The 19,839-nt window shown below is 70.0% G+C and carries 16 protein-coding genes and 2 pseudogenes; 7 read left to right on the plus strand and 11 right to left on the minus strand.

The features are described from left to right. Positions 1-286: 286 nt before the first annotated feature. From QNO09_RS27590 to QNO09_RS27600, 3 genes are all read right to left on the minus strand, one after another. A complete protein-coding gene (locus tag QNO09_RS27590; RefSeq protein ID WP_283972957.1) occupies positions 287-1,078 on the minus strand; it encodes a hypothetical protein in 792 nt (263 codons plus the stop codon). Positions 1,079-1,274: 196 nt separating this feature from the next. Further along, a complete protein-coding gene (locus QNO09_RS27595; protein ID WP_283972958.1) occupies positions 1,275-2,429 on the minus strand; it encodes an oxygenase MpaB family protein in 1,155 nt (384 codons plus the stop codon). Between the two features lie 546 nt (positions 2,430-2,975). Beyond that, entirely contained in the window at positions 2,976-3,455 is a 480-nt protein-coding gene (locus QNO09_RS27600; protein ID WP_283972959.1) for an RICIN domain-containing protein, read from the minus strand. 630 nt (positions 3,456-4,085) lie between these two features. On the opposite strand from QNO09_RS27600, the gene QNO09_RS27605 reads away from it, so the two are divergent. After that, positions 4,086-6,257 carry a TerD family protein gene (locus tag QNO09_RS27605; protein WP_283972960.1) on the plus strand — a complete coding sequence of 724 codons (2,172 nt, stop codon included), beginning with the start codon at positions 4,086-4,088 and terminating at the stop codon, positions 6,255-6,257. A 386-nt stretch (positions 6,258-6,643) separates the two neighbouring features. Here QNO09_RS27605 and QNO09_RS27610 read toward each other — a convergent pair. Continuing rightward, positions 6,644-6,781 (minus strand): annotated as a pseudogene (locus QNO09_RS27610) (carbohydrate ABC transporter permease); the annotation flags it as partial. 197 nt (positions 6,782-6,978) lie between these two features. Here QNO09_RS27610 and QNO09_RS27615 point away from each other — a divergent pair. Further along, positions 6,979-7,605, plus strand: a complete 627-nt coding sequence (locus QNO09_RS27615) for a hypothetical protein (RefSeq protein ID WP_283972961.1) — start codon at positions 6,979-6,981, stop codon at positions 7,603-7,605. Positions 7,606-7,658: 53 nt separating this feature from the next. Here the strand turns inward: QNO09_RS27615 and QNO09_RS27620 are convergent, their stop codons facing one another. Further along, on the minus strand, positions 7,659-8,360 hold the full coding sequence (locus tag QNO09_RS27620) for a FadR/GntR family transcriptional regulator (protein ID WP_283972962.1): 702 nt from the start codon (positions 8,358-8,360) through the stop codon (positions 7,659-7,661). Between the two features lie 240 nt (positions 8,361-8,600). Between QNO09_RS27620 and QNO09_RS27625 the strand changes: the two genes are divergently transcribed. Beyond that, on the plus strand, positions 8,601-9,881 hold the full coding sequence (locus QNO09_RS27625; RefSeq protein ID WP_283972963.1) for an aminotransferase class V-fold PLP-dependent enzyme: 1,281 nt from the start codon (positions 8,601-8,603) through the stop codon (positions 9,879-9,881). A 259-nt stretch (positions 9,882-10,140) separates the two neighbouring features. Here QNO09_RS27625 and QNO09_RS27630 read toward each other — a convergent pair whose 3' ends face one another. The 3 genes from QNO09_RS27630 to QNO09_RS27640 form a co-directional block, all read right to left on the minus strand. Continuing rightward, on the minus strand, positions 10,141-11,841 hold the full coding sequence (locus QNO09_RS27630) for an alpha-amylase family protein (protein ID WP_283972964.1): 1,701 nt from the start codon (positions 11,839-11,841) through the stop codon (positions 10,141-10,143). After that, positions 11,832-12,836 carry a TIGR03885 family FMN-dependent LLM class oxidoreductase gene (locus QNO09_RS27635; protein ID WP_283972965.1) on the minus strand — a complete coding sequence of 335 codons (1,005 nt, stop codon included), beginning with the start codon at positions 12,834-12,836 and terminating at the stop codon, positions 11,832-11,834. The genes QNO09_RS27630 and QNO09_RS27635 overlap by 10 nt, the downstream gene beginning before the upstream one ends. Positions 12,837-13,060: 224 nt before the next feature. Beyond that, the gene (locus QNO09_RS27640) at positions 13,061-13,939 is read right to left on the minus strand and encodes an SCO6745 family protein (protein WP_283972966.1); all 879 of its coding nucleotides are present in this window, start codon (positions 13,937-13,939) and stop codon (positions 13,061-13,063) included. A gap of 452 nt (positions 13,940-14,391) precedes the next feature. On the opposite strand from QNO09_RS27640, the gene QNO09_RS27645 reads away from it, so the two are divergent. Beyond that, on the plus strand, positions 14,392-14,631 hold the full coding sequence (locus tag QNO09_RS27645) for a hypothetical protein (protein WP_283972967.1): 240 nt from the start codon (positions 14,392-14,394) through the stop codon (positions 14,629-14,631). A gap of 326 nt (positions 14,632-14,957) precedes the next feature. Here QNO09_RS27645 and QNO09_RS27650 read toward each other — a convergent pair whose 3' ends face one another. After that, complete coding sequence (locus QNO09_RS27650) at positions 14,958-15,344, minus strand: gas vesicle structural protein GvpA (RefSeq protein WP_283972968.1); 387 nt, start codon at positions 15,342-15,344, stop codon at positions 14,958-14,960. Between the two features lie 277 nt (positions 15,345-15,621). On the opposite strand from QNO09_RS27650, the gene QNO09_RS27655 reads away from it, so the two are divergent. Both QNO09_RS27655 and QNO09_RS27660 read left to right on the plus strand, forming a co-directional pair. Next, positions 15,622-15,780 carry a hypothetical protein gene (locus tag QNO09_RS27655; protein ID WP_283972969.1) on the plus strand — a complete coding sequence of 53 codons (159 nt, stop codon included), beginning with the start codon at positions 15,622-15,624 and terminating at the stop codon, positions 15,778-15,780. Positions 15,781-15,892: 112 nt separating this feature from the next. Next, positions 15,893-16,458, plus strand: a pseudogene (locus QNO09_RS27660) (hypothetical protein). Between the two features lie 531 nt (positions 16,459-16,989). On the opposite strand, the gene QNO09_RS27665 reads toward QNO09_RS27660, so the two are convergent. Further along, positions 16,990-17,601 carry a ScbR family autoregulator-binding transcription factor gene (locus QNO09_RS27665; RefSeq protein WP_283972970.1) on the minus strand — a complete coding sequence of 204 codons (612 nt, stop codon included), beginning with the start codon at positions 17,599-17,601 and terminating at the stop codon, positions 16,990-16,992. A 390-nt stretch (positions 17,602-17,991) separates the two neighbouring features. On the opposite strand from QNO09_RS27665, the gene QNO09_RS27670 reads away from it, so the two are divergent. Beyond that, positions 17,992-18,702 carry an HAD family hydrolase gene (locus tag QNO09_RS27670; protein WP_283972971.1) on the plus strand — a complete coding sequence of 237 codons (711 nt, stop codon included), beginning with the start codon at positions 17,992-17,994 and terminating at the stop codon, positions 18,700-18,702. A 160-nt stretch (positions 18,703-18,862) separates the two neighbouring features. Here QNO09_RS27670 and QNO09_RS27675 read toward each other — a convergent pair whose 3' ends face one another. Further along, positions 18,863-19,318, minus strand: coding sequence for a S1 domain-containing protein (locus QNO09_RS27675; RefSeq protein ID WP_349636990.1), 456 nt, complete (start codon positions 19,316-19,318; stop codon positions 18,863-18,865). Positions 19,319-19,839: the final 521 nt, after the last annotated feature.

The raw sequence follows: 19,839 nt of genomic DNA on the forward strand, positions 1-19,839 counted from the left end.
CTTCTTACGACAGCGCTTGTTACCGAGTTTTGGGGTCTGGCACAGATCTTGGAGAGCGAGCTTGGCTGGGAAGCCGTGGGTGCGGGTGACCACGATGACGATCAAAGCCGGTACGAGAAGGGCAAGGACGCACCGCCGACCTCAGCCTGCACTGGAGTTCCGGCGCACCGAAGGCGCTGTGAACCGCATCAAAAAGATCAGAAGGCAGCTCTACGGGAGGGCCGGATTCGATCCACTCCGCAAAAAGATCCTGCTCCAGTAACCAAGCAGCCGCAGGCCCGGGGCATCAGCCGCGGTCGAGCCGCGGCAGCGACGCGCAGAGGTGCTCGGGCAATTCCGGCAGGGTTTTGTGGATCCCGGCGCATCCCGCATCGCCGTCCGTGGCGACCGGCCGCCAGCCCGAGGACTCGGCCCGGTAGAACCAGCGCTGGGAGACACCGGAGGAGGAGCATCCGTCGCCGGCGTCACCGCACGCCGGTCCCATCCGGGTCGACAGGTCCAGCACCAGCCACGTGTCGTCGCAGCCGCGTTCCTCCCAGCTCGTGTGCTTGGGGATGTCCGTGTCGTTGACCGCCTGTCGGTACGAGGACGAGGTGCAACGCGGCGGCGTGGGGTCACAGCCGTTCTCACCGCACTGCCGCAGGGCGGGTGGCGTGGCACCGACGGGGGTGTACACCTCCATGCTGTTCACCATGACGCTGCGGGATCCCAGGGGCTCGCCCAGCTTCACCGTCGCTTTGACCCGCCGCGTGCCGGTGCAGCCGGAGTCCTGGTGCAGGGAACGGGTCTCGTATGTGACTTTCACGTATACGGTGCCGTGCTCGACGGTGTCGAGCTCACCGCGCAGGCTGCGCACGCAGTCGCGTGTCCCGTCGGGCACTTCGGCATCGACCACCAAAGACCGGCCGCCGTCGGCGGTACGGACTCCGTCGACGCGAATCGGAGCGGCGAGGGTCCAGGCGGCGGCCGTGGTCGTGCCTGTCGCCTCCTCATCGGACTCGGCGGTCTTGGAACCGCAGCCGGCGAGGACCACCAGGGCCGCGCCGAGCACGACCACCCGTATCCCCCGCTGCCACATGCCAGGCCCCCATCCGCCGTAGAACCGCAGCCTAGCGTGCCCCCGGGCACCCCCCGCCGTCTCCTCCCGGACCGCCTGTAGGGCAGGGGAATTGTTTCCGGCGAGGACTTGCTCGGCGGCAGCGCCTGTACGTGTGGGCGGGCGCGGTGTGCGCCCGCCGGGGGCCGCTGCCGGTGAGCGGGCGGTGCTGTTCCGGTCAGCGGTTGTCGCCGAGTTCCTGGTGCATCTGGGGCTGGTCGTCCTGGTCGTGGGTGATGGCGTACTTGACGATCTGGTTGTAGCCCTTGGCGGCGAGGCCGACTACTTCGTCGTAGGGGTTCACGCCGACGGTCTTCTTCGCGGCGCCGCCGAAGAGGCCGCTGCCCAGGCTGCTGACGGCCTTGTGGCCCTGCGCGAGCGGCTTGCCCGCCAGGTCGATCGGACTCCTGGGTACGCCGGCCATGTCCGCGTACTTGTCGCCCAGACCGATCCGGGTCACCGTGATGAAGGCGTCGCTGACCCCGGGCGGGAGCAGGTCGCGGTAGAACTTGACGGCCTGCTGGGTCATGTAGGTGCAGTGCTCGGATGTCCTCCACTCCTTTTCCCGTTCGATGCGCCAGATCCGGTCGACGACGTCGACGTCCTTGGGCATCAGCCACTTGGCCGGGGTGCCGAGGTAGTGGTTGACGTAGTGCCAGGCGCACATGAACCCGTGAGCGTCGTCCTCCGACACCGTGATGCCGAGGTTCCTCATCGCCTCCAGGACCTGGACGCTGAAGACGCAGATGGCACCGGCCATGTACTTCTGAGAGACCGGCTCACCGTAGGTGTCGTAGTCCCACACTCCGCTCATCTTGTGCAGTTGCCGCACCGAGGCGTGCACCAGGCGCACCTTCGTCACATCGGCCGCCAGGGTGCCGTCGCGCAGGGCGCCGCGGTTGCCCATGTCGATGAACAGGCGGGAGGACTGCGACAGGCGTCGGCCCGGTCCCTCCACCCCGCCCAGGCGGCCGGTGGAGCGCAGCGTGAACGCCCCGGTGGGTGAGAGGTAGGTGCCGATCAGGCCCACCGTTCCCTGGAGCATGGAGGCCACGCCGTGGTGGTGGTCGAAGAACCCTTCGGCGGCGGTGACGTCCGCCTCGCTCCAGCCGGGCGGCTCGGCCGCGGCCTCGTTGAGGAACTGCGCCAGACGCTCGGGCAGACGGGAGAAGTCCATGCCGGGCTTGAGCGTTCCGATCGTGCGGAACAGGCCGTTGACGCCATCGACGTCTTGGTTGTCGATGAGGTCCGACACCAGCGCGTCGACGGCCGGGTCACCCTCCTGACTCGCGGCCTGCATCTCGGCTTCGACGTCCTCAACGGTCAAAGACACAACATCACTCCGTTCCTCAGAGAGGTCAGTCGCCGGCCGCGGGTGGCAGTGGCCTTCGGTGTACACCGAGCATGTCCGAAACCAGTTCCGTCGGGGCCGCGTGGCCATCGCGGATGGGGCCGAAGCATCGTCCGGCTGTGCGTGAGGTGCCGTGCAGCAGGCGGGGTGAGCGGGCGCTGGTCAGGCGCCGTATCCGTGATCTTGCCGGCGGTCCGGTAGGAGGGCGTTGCCCCGCAGGGGGGATACCGCAGTGCGCCCCCGGCGCACCCAGGGCGCGGACTGGCGGACCGTTCCCGCCTCTTCGACCGTGTCCTACGCGGTGAGGCGGACGAGTCGTCGGCGCAACTGCCACTCCTCTTCCTCGGCGATGTGGAAGGGAGGCGGCCGATGCGGGTCCTGAATGGATCGCGGAGAATTCCCGATGACGTCGGCTGCGGGTGACCGCGTTGCGTCACCGTCCCGGCTGACGCTCGGCGGCCACCCGCTGATGGACCGGCATGCTTCAGGTGGAGCTCCCGCGATAGCGGCGCTCGTGCTCGTTCGGAGTCAGCTCTGGTCCTCGGACGAGGGGTAGATCCGCCACAACTGGGAGAGGTTGGGTCCGCCCCACATGCGGGTCAGGCCCACCAGCCGGTCGTTGCCCTGGAGGTGGTCGGCGATGGCGAGGGCGTAGCGTGGGTGCACGACCGAGACCAGGTAGAAGTCGTTGCCGTGCTCTGCGTGCGAGACCAGCCGCCAGTGCTGGTTGAGGCTGTCCGTGCTTTCCCGCAGGGTCACGATGTCGGGTGGGTTGGCCCCTGCGGTGAGGCAGCGGTGGTTGGCGTACGACTCGATGCGCACGGTGCCGCCGGCGTTCTGCCGCAGGAACCAGCGGTGCGAGTTGTTGTCCTTGGCGAAGGGGTCTTGGGCCCAGGTCTGGGTGTGGTTTCCGACGCCGTCGTGCCAGTCGTTGCACATGAAGTAGGTTCCGGTGACGTGGTGGGTCATCGTCACGGAACCGCCCGCGAGCAATAGGAGATCGCTCAAGTCATGCTCCTCAGCTTCGAGAGTCCTTCACGGAGCGGGCGCTCCTACAACTCAGCGTAAGGAGAGGGCGGTTGCTCCACAGCATGGCCAACCGGCCGTTTCCCGAGGTCAGAGCCTGTCCGGTAGATCTCGAACGGGTGGACGGCGCTACTCGAACTACTTGACCTAGCGTCACCCACATGTCCCGCATGCGGCGCAACGGTGTGACAGCGCACCGCCGGCTTGAACGGACAGGGTGAACGCCACGCGGCAGGCGAAAGCGGCACGACGAGAAACTGACAGCTGTCCCGGCGAGCTGCCTGTCTCATACTGCGGGTCGGCGATCAGCTCACCGCGAGCGTGCACACCCGGCGCACCCAACCAACTCACCGGCTCCCTGCCCCCCGCACGCTGCTGCTGCTCGGCAGGTACGACGCCAAGACCGCCTTCAGTACGTCGGCCGCACCACCAACCTCGCCCCTACGGCCGGGGTTGCGGTCGCCGGCCTGCTCGCTCCAAGTCGGCACGGTCATCCGTGCGCAGGCTGGTCCTGCTCCGCCTTCCCTGTTGACTGGCGTCTTGGAGCCGCGAGGCAGTGTGCGGGCAGGAAACCCGGTGCGTCGGTTCGTACAGATCTGCGATCATCCCCGAATGGCGCACGGTCTGGAATCACTGGTCATCCGACACACCCACCGCATTCCCTCCCCCAAGGGCTCCGCCGGAGAAGGCGCCGCCGCCGCACGGCAGTTCGACGCGACGCTGGCCTCCGTCGGCTTCAAGCTCTCGGCGGAGGCGCTGGAACGGCTGTCCGGGCTGTCGGAGGCCGCCGTCGTTCACACTGCCAAGCGGACGCTGCGCACCGTGAGCGAGATGGTCGGCGACCACGTCCGGCACAACTCGTACTTCATCGACTTCCCGGCGAACGTACCGGACACCGAAGAGTTCTGGATGCGGTGTGTGACCAAGGCGCTCGCCGACGACGCGTCGCGCGGGAACGTACTGACGCAGCTGGCGCACGGAGTGCTGGACCTGCTCACCCTGCCCACGTACGGCCGCTACCAGCACACCTACGAGGAGATGCTCGCAGCCCAGGACGAGCTGATCGCCTCGGCGGGCGACCGGGTGACCGTCCTGCACCTCGGACGCGACCTGGACGACGAACTCACCGACCTGTACCTGGCCCTGGCGGGCAGTACGACGCCGCTGGGCGACGACCGCCTGGGCGATCTCAGGATCCTCGCCGAACGGTGCGCGCTCGGACCCCAGCCGGAGTCGATCCCGGTCAGGGAGAACCGCGCGATCGTCAACGAGGCACGTCTCGCCGTCGGCGCGGACCCCCTGCTCGACACCGTCGTGGATGTGCTGCGGCTGGCCTGCGCCGTCTCGGGCGGCGACGTGACGCTGCAGGAGCCGACCCGGTTCCGGGGCTTTCCCCGGCCGGTGCGCCGGAAGCTGCTCGCGGGCCTGGATGCCGTGGTCGCGGCGAACCCCGCCGGGCTGGCCGACGTACCCGCCTACCGCGAGCCGTTCAAGCGACTCGGAGAGCGTCTTCACCCGCACGAGTATCCGCAGTGGCCGTGCGCGGCCGATGTGTTCGCCGTGGCCCGGGGCGAGAAGGAGGCGCGGTCCTTCGACAGCCGCTTCGAGAAGCTGCTCGACGCGTCCGACGTCCTCGGTGCCGTGCGGCTGCTGAAGTCCGCTCCCGGCAAGTTGTTCCGCGCGCTGGACCTTCTGTTGCGTGTCGCCGCAGACCAGGCGGAGCGCGACGCGGTGGTGACCGCCGCGGTGGAGACGGCTCCCGAGGTCTCCGGCCGGGTCGTGCTGTCCGTCCGCGAACACTTCCAGAACCGGGAGCGGGCGAGCGACCAGCCCCGGATCTTCGTCAACCGCCGAGGCCGCGGCTGGGTCGTTGCCGACGCCCGGCCGCAGGTACCCGCCGCCGACCGCGACCGCCTGATCACGGCCCTCGACGCCGAGATGCGCCGCAGGCTTCCGGCACCGGGCCGGCTGCTGCTCGACCCCGACGTTCTCGACGTGGCGCTCCCGCTCAGCGGCAGGGCGACCGCGGGGGGGCTCGGAGTGCTTCCGCGTGGTTCGATCTCGGCGGTCGACGGCGAGCAGCTGCGCTTCTTCGTGTACTGGAAGCAGGCGGAGAAGCGGACCGACTACGATCTCTCGGCCCTGCTTCTCCACACCGACTACAGCACCGATGACTGGCTCTCCTACACCTCACTCAAGGCTGTCGGGGGCAAGCACTCGGGCGACGTCACCGAGGCGCCCGACGGGGCATCGGAGTTCATCAACCTCTCCCTTGACCGGGTGCGCAGCACCTTCATCGTTCCGCAGGTCAACATCTACGCCGGCGAGGGCTTCGAGGAAACCGAGGAGTCGTTCTTCGGTTTCATGGTGCGCGACGGCGAGCAGAAGGGCCGGCCGTTCGAGCCGCGCACGGTGCGGATGACATCGGAGCTGCGCGGGGTGGGCCGAGTGGCGTTGCCGCTGGTGTTCCGGCGCGAGGACGACGGCCGGTGGCGCGCGAAGTGGCTGCACCTGTACCTGAGAGGCATCTCGTCGGCCAACCGGGTGGAGGAGAACCAGATGTCGGTGTCCAAGGTGGTGCGTGCCCTCGTGGAACGCGAGTACCTGACGGTGCGCTACCTGGTCGGCCTGATGTCCGACGGCGGCACGGCCGTGGAGGTGTGGGACAGCGAGACTGTCCTGGACGAGCCGGTCACGTACATCGGGCTCGAACGCCCCGAGAGGCTGCCCGCGGGCTCCCGGGTCGTCACCCTCGAAAACCTGCGCGACCTGATCCCGGGCTGAGTGCTAGCGTTACCGTCGGCGAGGCCATGGAGGGACTTCCTTCTCACTCCTTTCCTGAAACGAGTTCCTCCGCTTTCCTCGCCCTCGACGTCGCTCCGGGCGGCGCCCGCGCTCACCGCGCGTGCGCCGCCCGAGCGGTTTTCCGGCCCGCCTTGCACGGGAGGCACAGGCCAGGAGGCCACGCGCCGCCCTCGACCAGTTGCACCGATTCAACCGAACGACGTGAGCGACTACGCCGTCGAACGTCTCGGAGTGGCGTCATGGGGCTTGGATCCGTCCCAGGATGGAATTCCACGCATCAGAGGAACCCCGGCCGTCGCGTGGCCGGGGTTCCTCAAGACGGTGAGTATCGGCAGCCGGTGGAGACGCCTCCTCGTTGGCAGGCATCACTTGACGCTGCCGCCGGTGATGCCCGAGGCGATGTACTTCTGGGCGAGGACGAGCAGGATCGCAGCCGGCACCGCGGACAGCACGGACGCGGCCATCACCGAGCCCCAGTCTCCGACGTGCGCGCCGATGTACTGGTTACGCCGAGACGCCGCGGCCGTCGTCCTCGACGCCGTCGGCCCGCTGGTGGCCTTCGGGGTGCTCGTCGGCACGATCGGTGGTTGCGCGTCCGGCGCCTACCGCGCCCTGAACACCCCGTCCGACGTCATCCGCGCCGTCGGCCCCCCGCAGCACGCTGCGCACCGACCGCGCCGCCACACTCGTCCGCGGCGCCGTGGCAGCGCTTCTCGCGGGTGCGGTGTGCCTGCTCCTGATCGCCGCGACGGGCCGGGACAGCACCCTGGGCACCATGCACACCGAGCTGTGGGTGCCCGTAGGCGCGTCCGCGCTCACGCTGAGCGCATGGGGCCGCACGGCCACGGCCCGTGTCTGGCTCGCGCTGACGGGCAGGGCGCCCTGGCGGTTGATGACGTTCCTGGAGGAAGCACACCGCCGCGGCGTACTGCGCCAGACGGGGGCCCGCTACGAGTTCCGCCACCAGCACCTCCACCGCCGCCTGGCCCTCACCGCGCCTCCCCGCGAGGGCCGTTGCCCCGAACGCCGCAGGCTGTCACTCTGGGCCGCCGTCGCCGCCGCCGCTTACGCGCTGGCCTACATCAGCGGCCGCCCCCTCCTCGAGCACCCGCCCTCCGCACCCCTCGGTCCCTCGGGCACCGCCCAGGTCGTCACCGCCGTCGGCGCACTGACCACCGCGATCGGCATGAGCGTGGCGGCCGTGATCAAGGCGGTGGCACTGCTCATCCATGCGAGGGCGGACATGGAGCGGGCGCGAACCGGACGGCAGGCTCAGCCCCTGGCGGAGCCCGAAGACCAGACCACCTCGAGCGAGGAACGGGTGTAGCAGCGGGGCCGGGTCGCAGCCGGCAAGCGGCGCCACCGCCCCCTGCAGGAGGCTCAGTCCGCGCCGCCGGTCTCCTCGACCGGCGGCATGAACGCCCGCAGCCACCGCTCCGTCTGGGCGACGTGCGCCTGTGCCGCGCCGGCCGCGGCGACCGGGTCGTGCTCGGCGATGGCGGTGGCCAGGACGCGGTGGTCGTCGTCACTCTTCCTGCGCAGTTCGGGGCCTTCGGGCAGGGTGAAGACCTGGTACTTGCGGGAGCGGGCGCGGAAGACCGCCAGGAGGGTGGCCAGGGTCGGGTTGCCGCCCACCCGGGCGATCTCCGCGTGGAAGCGGTGGTCCAGTTCCGATGCCTCGGTGGGGTCGCTCGTGGCTGCCATGGCGTCGATGAGGGAGAAGAGCGTGTCCACCGTCTTCGGGGTGCGGCGGGCAGCCGCCTGGGCGGCGACGTGCGCCTCGAGGACGCGCCGGATCTCGTAGACCTCCAGCAGCCCCGACAGCGGCAGGAGTTCGAGGGTCAGGGAGAGGCTGCCGATCACGTCCTGGGGTCTCAGCTGCGAGACGTACGTGCCCGAGCCGTGCCTCGGCTCGATGACGCCCAGTGCGGCGAGCATCCGTACCGCCTCGCGCAGCGACCCCCGCGAGACGCCCAGTTCCTCGCAGAGATCCCCCTCGGGCGGGATGCGGTCGCCCGGACCGAGGCGTCCCGTCCCGATCATGTGCCGCAGGCCGTGGAAGGCCTTCTCGACTGCGGACATCCGTCCCCTTCTTCCTCCCCTGACGAGCCGCGATCAGGCCGCGTCCCTCGCAGCACTGTAGCGAGGCCCAGCGGGTCATCAGATCCTGTCGGGAATGCGTCTCGGGGGAAAATCATCTGATGACTTCCCCCTGCACGGCCCTTGTTTCCCCCAGAAGAGCTGTGCAAGATGCCGAGTCATCAGATGTGTCCGGCGGAGTCAGAACCTCCGCGGGGCCGCCCTGCCCAGATGTGGAGTCCTGTGAGCGAGACCGAGGTGACCGCCGCACCGCGCCCCCTGCTGCTGGCGGACGGCAGGCTCGCCGACCGGGCCTGGTCGCTGGACCCTGTCCTCAAGCACCTGAACCACGGCTCCTTCGGGGCCGTTCCGCTGGTGGCCCAGGAGCGGCAGGAACTGCTGCGCGCGCAGATGGAACGCTCCCCCGTGGTGTGGTTCCCGGCGCTGCCCCAGCGCCTTGCCGCCACCCGGGTGGAGCTCGCCGAGTTCCTGCGGGTCGACGCCGGCGATCTCGCCCTCGTGTCGAACGCCAGCGCCGGAGCCAGTGTCGTCTACGCCGCCCTCACCCTCCGTCCGGGCGGGGAGATCCTCGTCACCGATCACGGCTACGGGGCCGTGACGATGGGTGCCGAGCGGCTGGCCCGCCGCTGGGGAGGGCGGGTCCGAACCGCCCGGGTGCCGCTGGACGCGGACGAGGACCAGGCGTACGAGGCGGTGGCCGCCGAACTCGGCGACGCCACCGAACTCGTCGTCGTCGACCAGATCACCTCGGCGACCGCACGCCGGTTGCCGGTGGAGCGCATCGGGGCGGAGGCCCGCCGGCGCGGCATTCCCGTCCTCGTCGACGGCGCGCACGCGCCCGGTCTGCTCGACGCGCCCCTCGCCGGCGCCGCGTGCGACTTCTGGGTCGGCAACCTGCACAAGTGGGGGTGCGCCCCGCGCGGGACAGCGGCGCTGATCGCGCGTGGCCCGCTGCGCGAACACCTCTACCCCCTGATCGACTCCTGGGCCGCGGCCGATCCCTTCCCCGACCGTTTCGACCAGCAGGGCACGGTCGACGCCACCGCTCAGCTGGCAGCGCCGACGGCCCTCACCTTCGTCGAGCGCACTTGGGGCTGGACGGTCGCCCGCCGCTACATGGAGGACCTGGCCGCCTACGGAGCCCGTGTCATCGGCACCGCGCTCGCCGAAGCGACCGGCGTGCCTCCCTCGGTCGACGTGGGCATGCCCGTACCCGGCATGCGCCTGGTGCGCCTGCCGGACGGTCTCGCCGCCAACCGGATCGAGGCCGACGCCCTGCGTGACCGGGTGGCCCGCGAACTGGGCGTGGAGGCGGCCTTCACCAGCTTCGACGGCGTCGGCTACATGCGCTTGTCCGCCCATGTCTACAACGTGGCCGCCGACTACGAGTACTTCGCCGAGGACTGCGTCCCGGTCCTCAGCACGTGGGCACGAGGTGGAGAAGCGGGCCGTTGGGGCGTACGCCGCCTTTCCGACGCCGTCCGGTGGGGGCCGCAGGCGTGAACGCGATGGTGGTGTGCCGCTGCCGTCGGTCTGAAGCGGCTGATCCACCACACGCGGCCCGCGGCGGCGGCCATGCTCCGGAAGGGTAGCTCCGCTGACCTGGTCCTCGCCACGTCCGACCGGCCGCGCAACCCGCTACTGCGCGGCCACGGCCGGATCGCGATGCCGTCGCGCCGGTGAGCCGGCGGCCCGGGCCGCCTCCGCGAAGGCGCTCAGTCGTTGGTGCCCGCCGGATCTCTGAGTCCGGGTGGGCGCCGGGTCAGTCGGTGGCGACCCTTTCGGGGTCGTCGCCCGGGGTACCGACACGCAGCCACCGGTATCCGTAGGCGGGCAGTTCGACGGTGAGCCGACCGTCGTCGGGCACGGTGGATCCCGCGTGCCCTTCGTCGAGCAGATCCGTCAGCGTCCCACCGGCCCCCGCCTCCGACAGTCGTATCCGCGCGGTGACGGGCCGGCCTGCGAAGTTATGCAGGGCCAGGACGCTCCCGTCGGCGGTGTGGCTGACGTGGGCGAGGACGGAAGACTCCCCGCTCTCGACCAGCCGGTACTCGCCCCAGGCCAGCTCGGGAGCCTCCCGGTAGCGCTCGGCGAACAGGCGTATGCGGCTGAGCAGCGAGTCGGGATCGCGGCTCTGCTCGTACACATTGACCTTCTGCGGTGCGAACGCGCCCTCCGGCAGAGGATTGGGGAAGGTGCCGGGTGCGCCGGTGGAGAACCCGGCGCCGGGCTCCGGCGTCCACTGCATGGGCGTGCGGACGGCCTGACGGCCCTCGGCAGCCAGGTTCTCGCCCATACCGATCTCCTCGCCGTAGAAGAGCACGGGGGTGCCCGGCAGGGTGAACAGCAGGCTGTAGGCGAGTTCGACACGGCGGCGGTCGCCGTCGACCATGGGCGGCAGCCTGCGGCGCAGACCGCGGTCGTACAGCTGCATGTCCTTGTCGGGACCGAAGGCGGCGAAGACCTCGGCGCGTTCGTCGTCGCTCAGCTTGTCGAGGGTCAGCTCGTCGTGGTTGCGCACGAACGTGGCCCAGTGGGCGTCCCGTGGGGCCGCGGGCCGTTCGCGCAGCGCGGCGGCGAGCGGGCCCGCGTCCGCGCGCGCCATCGACAGGTACATCTGCTGCATCCCGACGAAATCGAAGCACATGGTCAGCTCGTCCCCGCGGTCCGAGTCGGGGTCCCCGAAGAACCGGCAGAGGTCGTCGTACGGCAGGTTGACCTCGCCGAGCAGTACGGACTCTCCGTTGCGACGGCCGAGGAAGGCGCGCAGGTCCGCGAGGTACTCGTGCGGGTCGGGCAGCGCGTCGGCGTCGTCCTGCCCGTCCGTCTCCAGCAGGAACGGCACGGCGTCCACCCGGAACCCGGACAGTCCGAGCTGTGTCCAGAAGCCCATGATCCGGGCTATCTCGTCGCGCACGTCGGGGTTGGCGACGTTGAGGTCGGGCTGCTGCTTGTAGAAGCGGTGCAGGTAGTACTGCCCACTGCCCTCGTCGTACTCCCACAGACTGTCCTCCGCGTCAGGGAAGACCACTCCCTCGGGCCCGTCCTCGGGGGGCTCGTCCTTCCAGACGTACCAGTCGCGATGGGCGGAGTCCCGGCCGGATCGGGCGTCCTGGAACCAGGGATGGTCCTCGGAGGTGTGGTTGACGACGAGGTCGGCGATCACGCGGATGCCGCGGTCCCGGGCGGTGCGGACGAACTCGGTGAAGTCGCCGAGCGTCCCCAGGCGCGGGTCGACACCGTAGAAGTCCGTGATGTCGTATCCGTCGTCGCGTTCCCGCGTCGGGTAGAAGGGCATCAGCCACACGCAGGTCACGCCGAGTCGCACCAGGTGGTCGATGCGTTGCGTGAGCCCCGCGAAGTCGCCGACCCCGTCGCCGTTGCCGTCCTGGTACGTCTCGACGTCCAGGCAGTACACCACCGCGTTCTTCCACCACAGGTCGGACGTGCGGGTCAGACGCATCGGTACTCCTCGGCCGTGGCGGGCAGCGGGCGGGTGACGTCGAGCCGTGGCAGCACCTCGGCGCCGAACGCGTCGATGAACGCGCTCTGTTCACGGCCGACGTGGTGCAGCATCACCGCGTCGAAGCCGAGTTCGGCGTACTCGTGGAGCCGGGCGGTGTGCCGGCCGAGATCGGACGAGACGTTCACGGTGCCCGCCACCTGCTCGGGCGTTACGTGCTCGCTGACGATGTCGAAGAGTTCGGCGGAGTCCAGGTCCCAACTGACCGGAGGAGCATGCACGTTGGTGCGCCACTGGTCGTGCGCCAGCGCGAGGGCCTGGTCGTCGTCGGGTGCCCAGCTCAGGTGCACCTGGAGGTGGACCGGTCCGCGCCCTCCCGCGTCGCGGTAGGCATCGATGATCTCGCGCAGCCGTTCCCGGGGGGCGTTGACCGTGATCAGGCCATCCGCCCACTGCGCGCACCAGGCCGCTGTGGCCGTGCTGCACGCGGCTCCGATCAGTGGCGGTACGGCGGGCGGCAGCGTCCACAGCCTGGCCCGGTCCACGGTGACGAGTCCGTCGTGGCTGACCTCCTCCCCGTGCAGCAGGGCGCGGACGACATCGACGCACTCGCGCAGCCGTGCCTGGCGGACCTCCTTGCGGGGCCAACCGGCCCCGGTGATGTGTTCGTTGGACGCTTCTCCACTGCCGAACGCCACCCAGAACCGGCCCGGGTACATGGATGCGAGGGTGGCGACCGCCTGGGCGATGATCGCCGGGTGGTAGCGCTGGCCGGGGGCGTTCACCACGCCGAACGGCAGATGGTCGGTGGCCTGGAGGGCGGCGCCGAGCCACGACCAGGCGAATCCGGACTCCCCCTGCCGGATGCTCCACGGCGAGAAGTGGTCCGAGCACATGGCGGCGGTGAATCCCGCTTGTTCCGCGTGCACCACGGCGGCGAGCAGGTCCGCGGGCGGTGTCTGCTCGTGCGAGGCGTGTAACCCGTAAACAGTCATGCCGAGCGGTTACCCCCGGGATCCCCATGCAGCGGAGAGCGGGCCGGAAGAAGCCCGCGAAGCCGGTGTGCCCCGGCGGACTGTCGGCGCGAACGGGCGCGCCTCTCGGGGAGTTCGTCCCATCAGCGGCCGAGGGGCCAGGAGTTCTGGCCCCTCTGGCCGCAGAGCCTCCCATCGCCAGAACGTTCGTAGCCGGCCGGCGCTGAGCGGGCCAACCGGAGGTGTCAACTGCTGGACTGCCACGTGCCCTCGGTGAGTCCGACGGGATTACCGGTCGGGATGATTTTGGAGTCCAGGACTCTTCGTGCGAGTGGTTCGAGAAGGCGGGCGAGGCGGGTGGTGGCGTCGGCGCCCACTGCCTGCCACGGCGTCAGGGCCGCCGCGTCCGTGTCCGCCTCCATCTGCTCATGAGCAGTCGCGCCGGCCCCGGTGAGGCGCCCCTCCTCGTCGATCCAACCGCGCTCACTCAAGTTCACCTGCGCCGCACGCCATTGCTCGACGTTCCACTGACGGATGCGTTGCTGGAACTCGGCGTCCGTTTCCCCTGTGGCGCTCTTGAGCACCAGCGCCTCGACCGGTCCCAGACGACGACCCACCAGCACGGCGACGTGGCCGTCGCCGCGGTGTTCGCGCAAGGTGGTCACGGCCTGCCAGAGCCTGACGTGCGGCTGGGCCGGGCGGGGCAGGGCCTGGTTGGCCGCGCCGAGCACCCGTCCCGCCGTGTCCGCGGCGCGGGCGGCCTCCCAGGCCAGGTCGGCGGCTTCCGCCAGCTCGGCGGAGGCGACGACGTCCGGACCGAAGAAGCTGGTCATGGCGGCACCCATGGCCTGCTCGCGCGTTTCGATCACCTGCTGCGGGGATGCGGCAGCCCAGGCGTCCGGCAGCGCACTCGCCGCCCGGTCGGGGTGGAAGACGTAGAAGGAGCTGGTGACCACGGAGGCGGGAACCGGGCCGAGAGGCGCCGCGCGCAGGGCGAAATAGCCCTTCCAGTAGCCGCGCAATCCGAGACCGTCCGCGGCCTCGCGCAGCTCGGGGGTGAAGTAGACCAATTGGTGGACCGGTTCGAACCGCTCCCACATCGCCCGTGCGACGTTTTCGTTCATCTTCAGGCCCTCCCGGCTCGTCCTGCGCGGCTGCGGCGAACGCCGAGAGGCAGCATCCATCATGACAGCGGTCATAACAACCCCTGGCCTGTCGATCACTGGCCCCTGGGCCGGGCTCTCGGTCGGGTCCGGCTCGTGGCGTTGCCGTACCGACAGGACCAGGACCCGTCCGGACGATCATCATCCGGGGGCGTGACGCCGGTGGTGAGCCGAGGGGCCCCAAGGACTTGGGCCCGGCGAAGGCGGGCACCTTGCCCGTCGCCGGAGTGGCCGCACTGGGCTCGCTGCTGGCTGCCGGACTCGGGGCGGACAAGAGGGTGTCGGTCACCGGTGCCTCCGGGGGTCGACCGCTTCGCCGTCCGGTTGGCGCGGGCGCGGGCCGGTGTTCTGCGGTCCGGGGACAGACGCGGGACGAGGGAACCGAGGACGGTGACGACCGATCTCTCGGCGCCATGCCGACCACGATCACGCACGCGCGCGCCCTGGCCGACCTGGTCAAGGACATCGACCCGGCGATCGTGAGGGTCACGGGCGGCGCCCATCCCGGCGGGGACTGGCAGTACGCCGTACCGGACTCCCCTTCGACCACGTCGTCATCGATCAGCACTCGTTCGGCCAGCGGCAGGCTCCACGGCCAGCCCCGCAGGGCGCCGTTGCCGCCCAGACCTTCACCGCCTTGCTGCAAGCGCTGACCGAGAAGGGCGGCGACATCGACACGGTGCCTGGCGTCGCCTACCGGCGGGTCGATCTCGCCGTGGTGCGAACCACCGGCAAGCGCCTACATGCGGATCCTGCCGAAGCGGCAGGGGCTCGACGAGCGGTTCGGCATGATGCCACTGCCCAATGCCCCCCGCCCAGCGCGACCTTGGCCCGGTGCACGCGTGCACGCGCTGCCCGCTCGGCGCTCGCATCGCCCGCCGTCGTCGCGGAGCGTACCGCCCGCCGCCGTCGCGGAGCGTACCCGCCCGCCGCCGTCGCGGAGCGTACCCGCCCGACAAGCCGACATGAGCTCTGTCACCTATGCGCGGCGCCGTGTGCCCTGGTGTTGCCGGCCCTCGTCGCGGGCTTGCTGGAAGGCGTCGGAGATCGCCTCCGCGGCACCGGACAGAGCTCCCTTGGTCTTGCCGCGGGCGCCGGACTCGGTGACTTTGCCCGTGAGCTCCGTGAGCCCGGCCGGCTTGCGAGGCCCCGCCTCCAGGTCGAGTCGGTTGCACGCCTCGGCAAAACGCAGGTAGGTGTCCACGCTGGCGACCACGATCCGTATGTCGATCTTGAGGATCTCGATGCCGACGAGGGAGACCCGCACGAACGCGTCGATCACCAGCCCTCGGTCGAGGATGAGTTCCAGAACGTCGTAGAGGCCGCTGGAACCGCCCCCGCCACCCTGCTGCGTCGCGATGGTCATCGCGGCCACCCCTCGTCGTCTGTCCGTGTGCGCGTAGTACCGCCCGGCGCTGTCTGCCGCTGCGACGCAGCTTTTGAACGCGGGTAACCCCTCCCCCTTGAGATCAAACGCACGTGCGAGTGTTTGGCGAGGTCATCGAGCCGAGATGACCATCCGCTTCGCGATCTGGGAGCAGACCACCGGAGCCGCCGGCCTTCCCACCGCGCCGTGAGCACACAGCCGGAACCCGACTCCACCACGCCCCGGCACACCGTCAGACACCCCCACACCCCGCAACGTGACAACGCCGGCCGTCATCCAGCTCCGGCTGCTCGTCGAGGCGGGCCTCCCCCGCGGCAACGTGCTGAAAGCTCTTGTCGAGCAAGACCCCACGTTCGCCGCTGTGCGGCACCAGACCGTAGCCAACTGGCCAGCCCTCGCCGCCACCATCCGGTGATCTGCAACATCTGGCCTGCCGTGATGGCAGGGCAAACGCAGTCCGGCGAAGGTGGGGTGGGCTTCCCCGTCCACGTCGGCCAAGCCCTTCCGACCGATCAAGGAGCTCGGCCATGTCTGAACGCAACACCGCCATCCGCAGCCTTCATGATCTCGGTCTGGCGGCCTGGTTCGGTGGCTCGCTGATGGGAGCAGTCGGCCTCAACGGTGCGGCCCAACAGGAGGGCGGCGTGGGGGCAAGCCGTGACCGGATCTCTTCGTCGGGCTGGGCGAAGTGGGCGCCGGTCAATGCCGCCGCGATCGGAGCCCACCTGTTCGGTGGTGGTGGGCTACTCGCCGTAAACGCGCACCGCGTCGCCACCCAGCAGGGCGTGGGCGCCTCCACCGCGGCCAAGACCGTCATCACCGCTGCGGCCCTGGCAGCCACCGCCTACGCCCGCATCCTGGGCAAAAAGGTCGAGCTGGCCTCCTCCACCACCCCGACGACACCGAGAAGGCGGCCAAACATCCGATCGACCTCGACAAGGCTCGGCGGCAGCTGGCCACCGCGCAGTGGGCAGTACCGGCCCTGACCGGGTGCCTGGTCGTCCTCAACGCCCTGCACGGAGAACAGCAGCGCCCGAGTGAGCAAATTCCCAGCATGTGGGAGCGGGCCCGCTCCGCAACCCACCTGATGTAGTACGCCGTCACAGCCATCCAGGCGCCCGTACTGGCGACGGCGCGGGCAGCTCTTGAAGCGCTGTTCGCCGAGCGCAGCCGGGCCGGGCCGGGCCGCTGACGAGACCACCGGCCCGGCCCGTCGCGGCGCAGTGGCTGTCGTGGACAGCGGCCGGGCTGAGCCTCCCTGGCAGCGCTGGTGCGCGGCCCGCTCACCGCGATGCCTGAGGGCTGCGGCCGGCGCCCACGATCCCACCATCCTCGGTGTCACCGTCTCCACCGTGATGCTGATGGTCGTCGGTGAGCTGGTGCCGAGACGGTGGCGTGCAACCGCTTCTCCGCGTCCTTCCGCACCTCCGACACCTGCCGGGCCAGCTCGCTCACACCCGGCAGCAGCACCCGGTCGCGGTGCAGCTATTCACCCACACATGCTGTGCGGCCAGCAGGCGGGAGAGCGCAGCCAATCCGGGGTACGAGAGTGACGCGGCCCCGGCAGCCCCAGATGGTCCACGACCACCGCACCGGGCCAGCGGAGTCCCCTGACGTATGTGCGTCACCGGCCTGCCGGGAGGTTCCCGCGGGACGGTTGCGACCGGAGGGAGGGCAGGGTCAGGTGCCACCAGTCGGTCAGGCGGTCGTCGAGGACGGTCGTACCCTCGAGGGCCTCGGTGAGGGCGCACAGGCCGAAGAACGCGCGCACCAGGGTCCGGGCCGTGCGGGCGGGGCGGACGCGCTCGTTGACCTCTCCTGTCAGTCGGGCCTGCGCGAGCAGCCGCGTGGCGGCGGCGGTCCACAGTGCGAAGGGGTCTGGAACGGGGGCCTTGATGACGGTGCGCTCGGCCCAGAGACGGGCGCCGGCACGCGTCACGGGGTCCCGGGTGAGGGCATGGGCGATGTCGTAGCTGAGGGCGACGAGCCGTTCGAGCGGGGGGACCGTCTGATCTCCGTAGCGTGCAGCGAGCTGAGACCAGGTGGCGAACCGGTCCTCGACGACGGCGATGGCGATGCCCTCCTTGCCGGTGTAGTGGAAGTAGACCGCGCCGCTGGTCCGGCCCGACCTTGCGCTTATGTCGTTGACGCTGGTGGCCGCGTATCCCTGTTCAGCGAACAGTTGGGCAGCCGCTTCCAGCAGTGATCTGCGGGTTGCCTTCGCCCGTTCCTGCAACGTTCCGTCCGCCCTCGCTCTGTTCTCATGCCGGCCACGAATTTAGTGCGCCAGCGTACGCCCGGAGTCCAAACAGGCACTTTCGTGCGGTAATTACGCAGTTCTTTCGAATGTGAACGCGTGCGAGTGGTAACGGACGTAAGGCGCTCCGGGCCCCGTGCGGCCAAGCACGCGTGACAACTGACGTGTGCGCACGTGGTGTTGACGGCCTCGGCGGCTGCGTCACGGCTGTCGCCGCCGCACGGTCATACGCCTGTTTCCGGCGCCCGTCACCGAAAAGGGTTATTGCCCGATTTGCGTGGACGGAAATAACGTAGCGGAAACTATCTTTCCGTTTTCTGCGGATACGGAAATGCCGCATGCGTACATGCGAAGGCATGGGAGGCCCCAGTGACCACCTCGGACCACGATCTGCTCGACTGGTCGCCCGAAGCCGTCGTCTTCGACTGTGACGGCACCCTGATGGACAGCGAACGCCACTGGCAGGAGGCTCGCAGCCGGGCCTTCCGGGAGCACGGACTCCAGCCACCGCCCGGGTTCGCGGAGCAGGCCCTTGGCCTGCACTACGAGGACTGCGGCCGGCTCATGGCGCAGTCCGTGCACAAACCCGAACTGACCGAGGACCTGACAGCCGCGCTTCTCGATCACTTCCTGGCACTCGTCACCGACGAACCGGTGACGATGCCGGGTGCGGTCCGGCTCGTACGGCTGCTCTCCGGCCGGTTACCGCTGGCGGTGGCCAGCAACTGCCCGAGAGTCGTGGTCGAAGGCAGCCTGGAACGGGCCGGGCTGCTCGCACACTTCCAGCATCTCGTCGTCCCCGACACCGGGGACCGCGTGCGCCCCAAGCCGCACCCCGACGTGTACGCCCTGGCGGCCCGGCTCTGCGGTGTCCCCCCGCACCGGGCGCTGGCGGTGGAGGACTCCCTGACCGGTGTGGAAGCGGCCCGCCGGGCCGGCCTGCGGGTCCTGGGCGTCGGTCCCCGGCCGCTAGGCGGCGGCGCCACCCGGGCCGACGGGTGGTTACCGGCGCTGGATGCTCCCGAACTGCTGGCCTGGGCCCACGCACTTGGCAGCCCGCGGGGGACGCAAGGACCTTGACAGCCCGCCGAGGTCCGACAACCCCAAGCGCTCGCCGCCGACTCGAACGTGCAGAGTTCAACTTGAAGTCGTTGAGGGCACCGCCACGCAACGCATGAGAACGGCTGCCTGACCGACCGGAGCCCCGGCAACAAAGACCTGCCCGGCTCCTGTGGGCGACTCACGGTGCCACGGCGACCGACAGGGCAAAGGCGATTGTGACAACAGCCAGAACGACCATCCCCGCCCGCAGCGCCCTCACCAGCTCATCCCTGCACGACACGGCGGCAGGCCCCGGGGAGGTATTTTCCCGCATCAGCAACTGCCGGTGCCCGGCGCCGACATCCCCCGACTGCATGCCGTACGGGCAGGTGTCGACCGCATCGATCCCAGGGGCCGCCTCAGCGAGCCCCCCGGTTCGTTCCTGCGCAGCCGTGTCACCTCCCGGCCCCTCGGCCGGCGTACAGCACCCCAGGGGCATACGGCGGACGTTATCGGCCCGGACACCGGCGGCGTCCCGGGTGACGGCGAAGCACACCCGCTTGCCCGCGACCAGCTCGCGCTCCGCGTCACCGTGAACCGCCGAACGGTAGGCGACCGCATCGAAGCCGCCGTCGTCCTGGGCGATGGCGCCCAACCCCCGCTCGGGATCGAACCGCTTCCTGCGGCTGACCGGGCTTCGTCCTCCTCGTCGTCCTGGTCCTGGTCGTGCTCGCCGATGACTTCATCCCTGCGCGCCGGCGGGGCTGGACCAGGGCGTACGGCAAGACCCCGCACGAGCTCCGCCTCATAGCCTCACAGGCCACCGCGTCCCCTGGGCGAATGCGTACGAGGCCGGGCAGTGGGCGCCGGAGCACGCCCAACGGGAACTCGCCGCAAGCTGCTGCTCAACGACGCCGTGCCGGGAACGGCACGGCGGCCGCGCCCAGCAGCCGGCACCCGCGCGTGGCCTGTGAGATGTGAGGATCGCAGAGATCGCGTCTTGTCCGCGGCTCGCTGGTCAACCACGTTGCGTGTTCATCCCGCTCGGCCAAGGCCAGTACGCGGCGACCAGCAGCACCCGGTCCTCCAGCGGCAGCCCCACGGCCGACCCTTCTACGTCCTCGACTTCGCCTACACCCGCGAGCCCGAACCCATCGATGACGATGATCAATAGAA

The sequence above is a fragment of the Streptomyces sp. 378 genome (assembly GCF_030124145.1).
Taxonomy (GTDB): Bacteria; Actinomycetota; Actinomycetes; order Streptomycetales; family Streptomycetaceae; genus Streptomyces.

Bases quoted from the DNA above. Each gene is read 5' to 3' on its own strand.
- QNO09_RS27590 (WP_283972957.1), bottom strand. From the start codon at position 1,078: ATGTGGCAGCGGGGGATACGGGTGGTCGTGCTCGGCGCGGCCCTGGTG.
- QNO09_RS27605 (WP_283972960.1), top strand. From the start codon at position 4,086: ATGGCGCACGGTCTGGAATCACTGGTCATCCGACACACCCACCGCATT.
- QNO09_RS27620 (WP_283972962.1), bottom strand. From the start codon at position 8,360: ATGTCCGCAGTCGAGAAGGCCTTCCACGGCCTGCGGCACATGATCGGG.
- QNO09_RS27630 (WP_283972964.1), bottom strand. From the start codon at position 11,841: ATGCGTCTGACCCGCACGTCCGACCTGTGGTGGAAGAACGCGGTGGTG.
- QNO09_RS27635 (WP_283972965.1), bottom strand. From the start codon at position 12,836: ATGACTGTTTACGGGTTACACGCCTCGCACGAGCAGACACCGCCCGCG.
- QNO09_RS27640 (WP_283972966.1), bottom strand. From the start codon at position 13,939: ATGAACGAAAACGTCGCACGGGCGATGTGGGAGCGGTTCGAACCGGTC.
- QNO09_RS27645 (WP_283972967.1), top strand. From the start codon at position 14,392: ATGCCGACCACGATCACGCACGCGCGCGCCCTGGCCGACCTGGTCAAG.
- QNO09_RS27650 (WP_283972968.1), bottom strand. From the start codon at position 15,344: ATGACCATCGCGACGCAGCAGGGTGGCGGGGGCGGTTCCAGCGGCCTC.